The following is an 8,818-nucleotide window of genomic DNA, read 5'->3' as shown; positions in this document are numbered from 1 at the left end:
GAAACGATTGCGTCGTTGACCGCCTACAATTTCATTCTCGAAGCCCTATTTGGCGCAGCTTCATATTAAAACGGTATAAGTAGGACTGAAGCCGTTGCCCCCAAACCCACAATGCTGGGGGCTTAACCGAGAGGTATTGACGTTCTATCCCTCTCAAACAGCTTCTTAAAGCCAATTGCCAACGAGAATTAAAGCGGCCCAATAGCCGGGGTGGTGCCGTTCGCCTGCGTGTTTCTGGAGCCAGATTTTTTGTGTCGCTTGCAGAGCCTTCGCGCGACTCATACCCTGTTTAAGCCCTTCATAGAAGTGGGTGATCAGTTGCGCTGTTGCCTGATCGTCTACTTGCCAGAGAGACGCGACTGTACTGCGTGCCCCTGCTTGCAGGGAGATACCCGCAATACCGAGAGCATCGCGATCGCTCCCTACCGCCGTCTCGCACGCCGTCAACGTCAGCAACTCCAAGGGTTGATCGTGTCGCTTTGAGCGAATCATCTCGTAAAGCGCGTTCATCGTCAGCTTTTCATTGAACGTTTGCGCTGCAAGCGTCGCCTTTTGAGCCGCCGCGTCTCCCTTCGCCGCTCCCCCGACTCCCCCTGCTCCCTCCACTACTCCTACAGTCCTCACTCCTCCCCCCTCACTCCTCTCTTCTCTCCCCTCTCCCCTCACTCCTCCCCCCTCACTCCTCTCTTCTCTCCTCTTTCCTGTCACCAAAAACGTATCGCGTGCATCAATCCCAAACCGACCGTGAGTGGCTAGATGCACGATCGGATACGTGTTGTCTGTCAGCTCTTGCTGCAAGCGATCGAGGGTGAAGGCGTCATCAAGCAACCCTGTGCTGCCAGGAAGGACCTTTTTGATGCTGTCGATTTCGGCCTTGACGTAGCTGAGTGGAGCAAAGAACGTTGGTCCCTCAACGGCGGAAGGTTGGGTCAAGCCAAACCCTAAGACGCGAAGAGACGTACGATCGAGATGCGTAGGGTCGATCAAAGTCAGGCTAAGGGTGCTGGCGATCGCATACCGTTCTACGAGAAACTGCTTGCCATCGTAAAGCGCTGCCATAGGAATACTGCGTAAAATGCCATCCTGAATGAACACAAGCGTTTCGATCTGGGCTGTCTCCAGGGCTGGGGTGAAGGGGCGAATAAACCAGTCATAAACCTGCTGCGATGGCTCCTCATAAGTGTTTGCCAGGTCAGAGCGCTTTTCTAAGCGGCGACGCAGATCATTGACGACGGCTCTTACGGTTTGGGTGTTGGCAGGCAACCACTCCACCTGAGAGCGAAACCGCTGGTTGGGCGTAGGAAGGGTGAGAATCACAGCCACGCGATCACCGAGCATCATTGAGCTGAGAACGGCAGTTTTCTGGTCAATCACCGTCACAGGCTTGGTGATCGCGCTGAGCGTACAATCTTCACCAAGATAGTTTTGCAGCTCTGCTAGACGCAAATTGTCGATCGTCTCCAGCGCCGACTCGATCGTTTTTACAGACTCCAGTTGAGGCGTCTTTTCGCTCTTGTCTTTGTCTAGCCGCTGTGCCTGCTTCTGACTGTTGGTCGCTTGTTCCAGATAGAGCGCCGTCAGCTCTCGGTAGACGGGTTCGACCGTATCGCGGAAGTCAAACTGAAAATCTCGACTGGTGATCGCCAAATCGCCTCGAATTGTTTGCAGCGTTTTCACAGCAAGGTTATAGGCGGCGATCGCGGCTGTCGGTTTTCCCTGAGACCGCAAAATTCGACCCGCCTGCCACTCCCATAGATAACGACTATCGAGGTTTGCCGCCACCAATTGTGCCTGCTGCGTCAAGGTTAGCGCCACGTCATAGACTTGACGGCATTCGTACACATGCCCTAAACGCCCCAAGGCAAAGGCTTCTGACTGAGAGTCACGAATTTGTTGCGCGATCGCGATCGCCTGTTGTAACCAGGTAACGGTCTGCGGTGGCACAGCCGACCGGAAGCAGTGTGTCGCTGGGTCGATCGTGGCTTGCTCCGTCACTAACTGGTTTAACGTTGCCAGTCGGATCGCCGCATAGGCCTTCTCACGCGATGCAGGCACTCGCTCCAGCAGCGTTTGAGCCTGCTGCAGTGCCATCACAGGAGTCAGAGTAGGAAGGTCTGAAGCACTCGCCACCCCATCTCTCTGCCCTCTGCTCTCTGCCTCCTCTGCCTCCCTCGCCCCCTGGCGGTTGACGGCTGACGGCTGACGTTTGTCTTCTCTCTGCTCTCCGTGACGACGCTGCAATGGCACCACTAGATTGAGCAGCGATCGCAGTGCATTCAGATCATCGTTTTGAGCACGGGCAACCTTCAAGCTAGCTCCGAAAGAGGCGATCGCCTTGCTATCGTAGTCACGGGTTGTTTGAGCCCATACTTGTGCTTCTGGCTCTTCTGCCGACTGCCGACGGCGGACATCTCGTTCTGCAAGACTGGTATAGACATTGCCCAAGCCATTGAGCGCGGCCAGCAGTTGCGGTTGGCTATGCGTTTGCTTTGCCAGTGCCAGCGTTGTCTCCAGATGCTGAATCGCACGTTCATAGTCACCGCGCAGACGGTACACGTTGCCCAGGCTCCCTAACGCCGCTATTTCGCCTGACTGATCGGCTTGGTGGCGGGCGATCGCAAGAGCGCTGTCGGTCACACATGGGCGACCAATGTCACCACACAGTAAGGCGATCGCTTTACGCTGCTGCCCCAGACTGCTATAAGCTTGGGCCTGTTCTGTAAGCATTCTGCCCACCTGCAGTGTGTTGCCCGTCTGCCGATAGTCAGCGATGAGTTGCTCTAGATGCGCGATCGCCTGATCAACCTCACCTACTTGCTGCTCGGCTCGCACAAGATACTTCAAAAGCCTCGCTCTCAGCTCTGAAGGATGGTTGGCAAGGCTCAAGGCTGTTTTCCATTGGGCGATCGCGCCCTGCACATGACCACTCTGATACTGTTCCCAGCCCTGCTGCGTCAATTGAGTGGCATCAGCCGCTTGAGCTTTCTGAGCGGTAAATAAATTGCCATTCAAGGAAAGCTGCCCGAACCAAAGGCACAGCATCAGACTGCCAACAAACAGAGCGAGATAAAGTGACTTCAGGCGATGGTGCATGGGTAGCAAACGTTCAGCAAACCACTGTTGACTAGACTATGGCTTTTAGACTAGCAGTCATTAGAGACATGTTAAGTGAGTTTGTTAGCGCGATCGACTGTTTGACTGTAGCGCTACGTCATCACAAGCCACTGTATGACTCATCACCTGGCTGCAACTAGCTTGCAATCGGATTACCAGTCAGCGGATTGATGGCAGCGCACTTTTTTCGTACAAAAAACATGCTTTCTTTCATGAAGCTATCGGTTTTTGGTAAAAAACTTCACCAAAATAACGAAGGGGAAGCCCTTTGTAGAGGCACTGCTGTCACAGAGGTTCAACCTCATTTCGCGGCCCATCACTAATCCCTTATGCTGACGTCCGCACCAGAACCATTTCATACTCGGAGGCAACCTTGGTAGTTCCTGAACGATCGCGATGGTCGCTTTCATCGTGCCAGCTTGTCAGCACACTCATCTTGCTTGGTATCCTTGGCACGAGCAATCGCGCGTTGGCACAAGTGACGGCCGATACCACCCTTCCAATGGGGGAGCGATCGCAGGTTTCTGCAGGCCCGCTGTTTCAAATCAACGGAGGAGCGGTTCGCGATCGCAATCTCTTTCACAGCTTTGAACAGTTCTCGCTGGCACAGGGGGAAACGGCCTTTTTCAACAACACTGCCAATATTACTAATATCATCAGCCGCGTAACCGGTGGGCTACCGTCCAGCATTAATGGTGTGCTGCAAGCGAACGGCAGTGCCAACCTCTTTTTAATCAATCCCAACGGTGTGCTGTTTGGTCCCAATGCCTCGCTCAATCTGGGAGGTACCTTTTTGGCCACAACTGCCAGTGCCATCCAATTCGGCAACCAGGGTCTCTACAGTGCCACCGATCCTACCGTCCCTCCTTTATTAACAGTCAACCCGTCTGCCTTACTCTTCAATCAGCTTGTCAATCAACCGATCGCCACTCAAGCAAGACTACAGGTGACTACTGGTAAAAGTTTGGCGCTGGTCGGTGGCAGTGTTTTGCTCAATCGAGGCGCGTTGCTGTCACAAGGTGGACGCGTGGAGCTAGGAGGGTTGGCGGGTAAGGGCATCGTTGAGTTGGATGGCAGTGGCAGCAATCTGCATTTGACCTTTGGGGCAACTGATCGATCGCTGGCAGACGTCACGCTCATCAACCAGTCAGAGGTAAACGTTCGCACAGGTGGCAGTATTGGCATCAATGCTCAGAACTTCAGAATGGCTGACAGAAGCATTCTGCGGGGTGGTATTGCTTTAGGTGAAGGGGCTTCAGGCAGCAAAGCTGGAGATATTGACCTTTACGCTTCTGGTGCCGTTTCCCTCACGGAAGGTAGCTTTATCGCTAATTCAACCCTCGGCCTGGGTGATGGTGGCAATGTGGATATCACTGCTGGCTCAGTTCTGCTCAAAGATGGCTCGCAAGTTGGCGCTAACACGCGCGGTGTGGGAAATAGCGGGACTGTAACGATTCGATCGTCAGGCAGTGTCACGCTGGATGGCGAAACACGCCGTGGCGTGTCTGGTGGCCTCTACAGTGAGGTCGAAGCGGGTGCGACTGGTAACAGCAGTGGCATCAAAATCATAGCAGACTCAGTTTCTGTGACAAATGGAGCAGTCCTCTCCGCCAGAACACTGGAAAACGGTAACGCTGGCAATATTGAAATCAACGCTCACGGTGCTGTCCGTTTTGAGGGGGTTGGTCCGGTTGATCAGTTTGCGAGTGGTGCCTATGCCGGGGTGGGGGCGCAGCCATTTGGTAAGAGCAATGGTAAACCAGGCTTTGGCAACAGTGGCGATCTGATGATTACCGCTGGTTCGCTGACGATCGCGAATAGCGCCCTACTGGATGCCAGCGCTAGCCCTCTCAGTCGAGGCAATGCGGGCAAGATTCAGCTTCGCATTGCTGGCGCTGTTAATTTAGAGGGTTCTTCCAATCGACTGGTTGATCCCGGCGGCATTTATAGCTATATCGGCAGCGATGGGGACAAACTAGCTGTCGGCAATAGTGGGGGGATCACACTAGTGGCTCAATCGCTGTCGCTCAAGAATGGTGCTGCTTTGGTTGCTAGCACGTTTGGACAAGGGAATGCAGGTGATATTAGCCTTGATGTCACTGGCGCAGTGACTCTAGATGGGCAGGGTTCCCTCTCTTCTACAGGCATTTTCAGCAGTGTTACAAGGCCAGCAAAGGGCGACAGCGGGCAGATCATGCTTTCGGTTGGCTCTCTCTCGGTGACGAATGGTGCGGCGATTGCGTCTAGTGTTTTGGGTCGGGGAAGAGCAGCGAATATTGCGATTACGGCAATGGGTGATGTCACGTTTGATGGCATTTCACCGTTTGCTAGCCTTGCCTCTTTCCCTTTTCCCAGTGGCATTTTCAGCCGTGTTGGACCAAACGCACTGGGTACCAGTGATATCAACGTGACCGCTCGATCGCTAACCTTGACCAATGGGGCACAATTTCAGGCGAATACTCTAGGAGCGACCACAGCGGGCAGTCTTCAGATTAATACCACCAACGATATTCGCATCGTGGGTAACAATGCTACTACTGGATCCAGCGGCTTGTTTAGCACCACGATCGCTCGTGGCAGCGGTGGTGATATTAACGTGAATGGACGATCACTGTTTCTGCAGGACGGTGCTGTTATTTCTTCTCAAAGCCGAGGGGTCGGCAGTGCTGGAAGTATTGACATCCGCCTGCGCAACCGCCTGCAAGCTAACGACAGCAAAATTTTGACTAACTCGACTCAATCGGCAGGTGGCAATATCACGATCGCAGCCCGGGCCATTGCTTTGCGTGGCGATAGCGATATTACCACCAGCGTGTTGAGTGGTACAGGTGGAGGTGGCAATATTACGCTCGGTGCACGAGCGATCGTTGCACTCGATGATAGCGACATCTTGGCGTTTTCGCGCGATGGCAGCGGTGGCAACATTACCTTGAATACCCCGGCTTTCTTTGGCTTTCGTTATCGCTCCAGTGCTGTCGGTGTAAACGTCGCCACGCTGGATGGCAATGGTCAGGTTGATGTGAATGCCAGCGGCAAGCTTCGGTCTGGAACCATCATTCTGCCAAACGTGACGCTGCAATCGAATCTGGTGCCTTTGCCGATTGAGGTTATTGATACTAGCAAGCTGATTGCCCGTAGCTGTATCGCTCGCAATCCTCGCCAAGGCAGCTTTCTTGTTATAGGAGCCGGTGGCCTGCCGAACCAACCAGATGATTTGGCAACAGCCCCCTTTCCGACCTACGTAATAACACCTGATGAGACGGTAAAACGTGAACCAGTAGAGCTGAGTACAGATCTGGCAACAGCCCCCTTTCCGACCTACGTAATAACACCTGACGAGACGGTGAAACATGAATCAGTAGAGCTCAATCTGGGCACCCAGAAACGTGATCTGGTAGAGAACGGTTCAAAGGATGTGCTGGTGCCCTCAGAAGCAGGCCTAGTAGAAATTGACGGCATTTACCAACTGGCTAACGGAGCCGTTGTCTTGGGTCGATCGTGCCACCCTTTCTAAGTAGCTGTAAAGCAGTTATATCAGTTCACATAGCGCTTAGCCGTCAATAGGTAGCGATCAGTGGATGGGAGCAGGGAACCACTGATCGCTAACGCCAAAGTAAGGTTATCTTTTAATCAATACTTAAACACCCTCTGTAATAGTACCGACTGTGCTTTCCAAATTTGGAAAGTGCCTTGCACCACAACGGAAAGTTTTTGGGTGAGCGATCGTCTTAGACTACTTTTACGCCTAAGGATTGAGATCACTCTTTGTTAAGCCTTTATGAAACAGTTCAGTCACGTTCAAGCCTCTTGGCGTTTTCCCGTTGGGAACTTGTTTCAAAGCTATGTTTCAGGCTGGTCTAGTGGAACCCCTGGTGGTTTTTACGACAGCGCTCTTTTAGCGTCTACGCTGCACTTCTTACACGCACAATTGCTGATTCGTGCATTAAAAATTTACGAAGCGGTTTGAAAATCCGACTGTTTTTGGACGCACTGGATCGCTGTTCTTTTCCCCTTCATGACTGCGATCCTCCCCTTTAACAGTCATCCGAATTCGCCCCAGACCCATCCCTGGGGCTTTCTTATCTTTAGCCACACCTGTTTGCTCGTTAGCCACGCCTTTTTGAATACCCCTTCAGTCACACTCAAGCTTCTTCCCAAGCGCTGTCAAAATAACCTCGAAGAAAGTCGCTCCAGCCTCGCGCTGGAGTTTTATTTAGACATTCTTTACTTGAACCAACAATGATTGCTTCAACCAGAGTAGTGTTGGTAATGGAGGCCAATGGCAAGCGCGTTCGGTTAACCGTGCGCTCCAAGCCATCCGTCCACCAACCGATCCTTTATTCTGGAAGTAGGGAGATAGAGTGAGCTGCAGGTCAATAGAGTCTTAATGACGTTTGTTGTCAGTTAGCGATCACGTTTACACATGCTGCTCCCCATCGTATTTAGAGGTCTGTTATGCAGTCTGGTTGGCGGGTCGGTTCCCTGTTTGGTATTCCGTTTTTCATCGATCCATCCTGGGTTGGCGTGCTGTTTTTGATTGCGATTCCGACTGGTCTACGCTGGCAAGAAGGTTTCCCGCAGTGGGGTGTTGCCCTTGCCTATGGGATGGGTGTGGTAATGGCGCTGTTGCTGTTTAGCTCAGTTGTACTGCATGAACTCGGTCATAGCCTGGTAGCGAAGGCGCAGGGCATCAAAGTGAATTCCATTACACTGTTTCTCTTTGGCGGTATTGCTGCGATCGAGCAAGAATCAAAAACACCGGGTAAGGCGTTCCAGGTAGCGATCGCGGGGCCTGCTGTAAGTCTCAGCCTGGCTGCTCTCTTGGGCGGGATCACTTACGCCATTCCTGATCCAGCGAATGTCGTGAAGGTGCTTGCAACCGACCTGGCATGGACTAACTTCATTTTGGCGCTGTTTAACTTGATTCCAGGCCTGCCATTAGATGGTGGACAAGTGTTGAAGGCTGCCGTTTGGAAGGTTACAGGTAGCCGTTTCAAGGGCATCCACTGGGCGGCGCGAACAGGGAAAATTTTAGGCTGGCTCGCGATTTTGTGGGGCACCTTCAGCCTGGTGAGGGGTGACTATAGCGGTCTGTGGATTGCCTTTCTGGGCTGGTTTGGCGTCCGGAATGCTACTAGCTACGATCGCATGACCGATTTGCAGGAAGCCTTATTGCAGATTACGGCTGCTGACGCTATGACGCGTGACTTTCGCGTGGTCGATGCGGATATGTCGTTGCGCCAATTCGCTGATACCTACCTGCTGGATACCGCTCGTCCGACGGTTTATTTCGCCGCTTCCAACGGGCGCTACCGGGGTCTGGTCACCGTCACAGATCTGCATACCGTTGAGCGCAGTGAATGGGAAACGCAGACGCTGTATCGCTTGATTAAACCCTTGACAGAGATTCCTATAGTCGAAGAAACCGCCTCCCTGGTGCAGGTCATCCAGGCGATGGAGTCACAACAGCTCAAGCGCGTTACTGTCCTCTCTCCGGCTGGCGCGGTTGCTGGCATCATCGATCGTGGCGATGTGGTGCGAGCGCTCACTCAAAAAATGAAGCTCCCGGTCTCAGAAGCGCTCATTAAGCAGATTAAAGAAGAGGGGATCTATCCACCTGGCTTTCAGTTGGGCGCGATCGCTCAGGCAGCGGCTGAAGCGTTACCAGCCAACAAATAGGCAAGGGGAAGACAGGAGGAAGGAG

At 53.0% G+C, this 8,818-nt stretch carries 4 protein-coding genes; 3 read left to right on the top strand and 1 reads right to left on the bottom strand.

Features of this window, described 5'->3' with window-relative positions; all coding sequences use genetic code 11:
• Positions 1 to 165: 165 nt before the first annotated feature.
• A complete protein-coding gene (locus tag C7B82_RS19775; RefSeq protein ID WP_106257996.1) occupies positions 166 to 3,093 on the bottom strand; it encodes a CHAT domain-containing protein in 2,928 nt (975 codons plus the stop codon).
• 394 nt (positions 3,094 to 3,487) lie between these two features.
• Between C7B82_RS19775 and C7B82_RS19765 the strand changes: the two genes are divergently transcribed.
• The 3 genes from C7B82_RS19765 (at position 3,488) to C7B82_RS19755 (ending at position 8,793) form a co-directional block, all read left to right on the top strand.
• Positions 3,488 to 6,628 (top strand): two-partner secretion domain-containing protein, encoded by a 3,141-nt coding sequence (locus tag C7B82_RS19765; protein WP_146141211.1) that lies wholly within the window; start codon positions 3,488 to 3,490, stop codon positions 6,626 to 6,628.
• Between the two features lie 501 nt (positions 6,629 to 7,129).
• Entirely contained in the window at positions 7,130 to 7,357 is a 228-nt protein-coding gene (locus C7B82_RS31580) for a hypothetical protein (RefSeq protein WP_146141210.1), read from the top strand.
• Between the two features lie 212 nt (positions 7,358 to 7,569).
• A complete protein-coding gene (locus tag C7B82_RS19755) occupies positions 7,570 to 8,793 on the top strand; it encodes a site-2 protease family protein (RefSeq protein ID WP_106257992.1) in 1,224 nt (407 codons plus the stop codon).
• Positions 8,794 to 8,818 lie beyond the last annotated feature (25 nt).

This window comes from Stenomitos frigidus ULC18, assembly GCF_003003795.1.
In the GTDB taxonomy this organism is placed as follows: Bacteria; Cyanobacteriota; Cyanobacteriia; order Leptolyngbyales; family Leptolyngbyaceae; genus Stenomitos; species Stenomitos frigidus_A.
Note: the sequence above shows the minus strand (reverse complement) of the source record. Positions and strands in the feature narration are given on the sequence as shown.

What these genes read in the sequence shown, in the direction of transcription:
- C7B82_RS19775 (WP_106257996.1), bottom strand. Translation starts at nt 3,093, where the DNA reads ATGCACCATCGCCTGAAGTCACTTTATCTCGCTCTGTTTGTTGGCAGT.
- C7B82_RS31580 (WP_146141210.1), top strand. Translation starts at nt 7,130, where the DNA reads ATGACTGCGATCCTCCCCTTTAACAGTCATCCGAATTCGCCCCAGACC.
- C7B82_RS19755 (WP_106257992.1), top strand. Translation starts at nt 7,570, where the DNA reads ATGCAGTCTGGTTGGCGGGTCGGTTCCCTGTTTGGTATTCCGTTTTTC.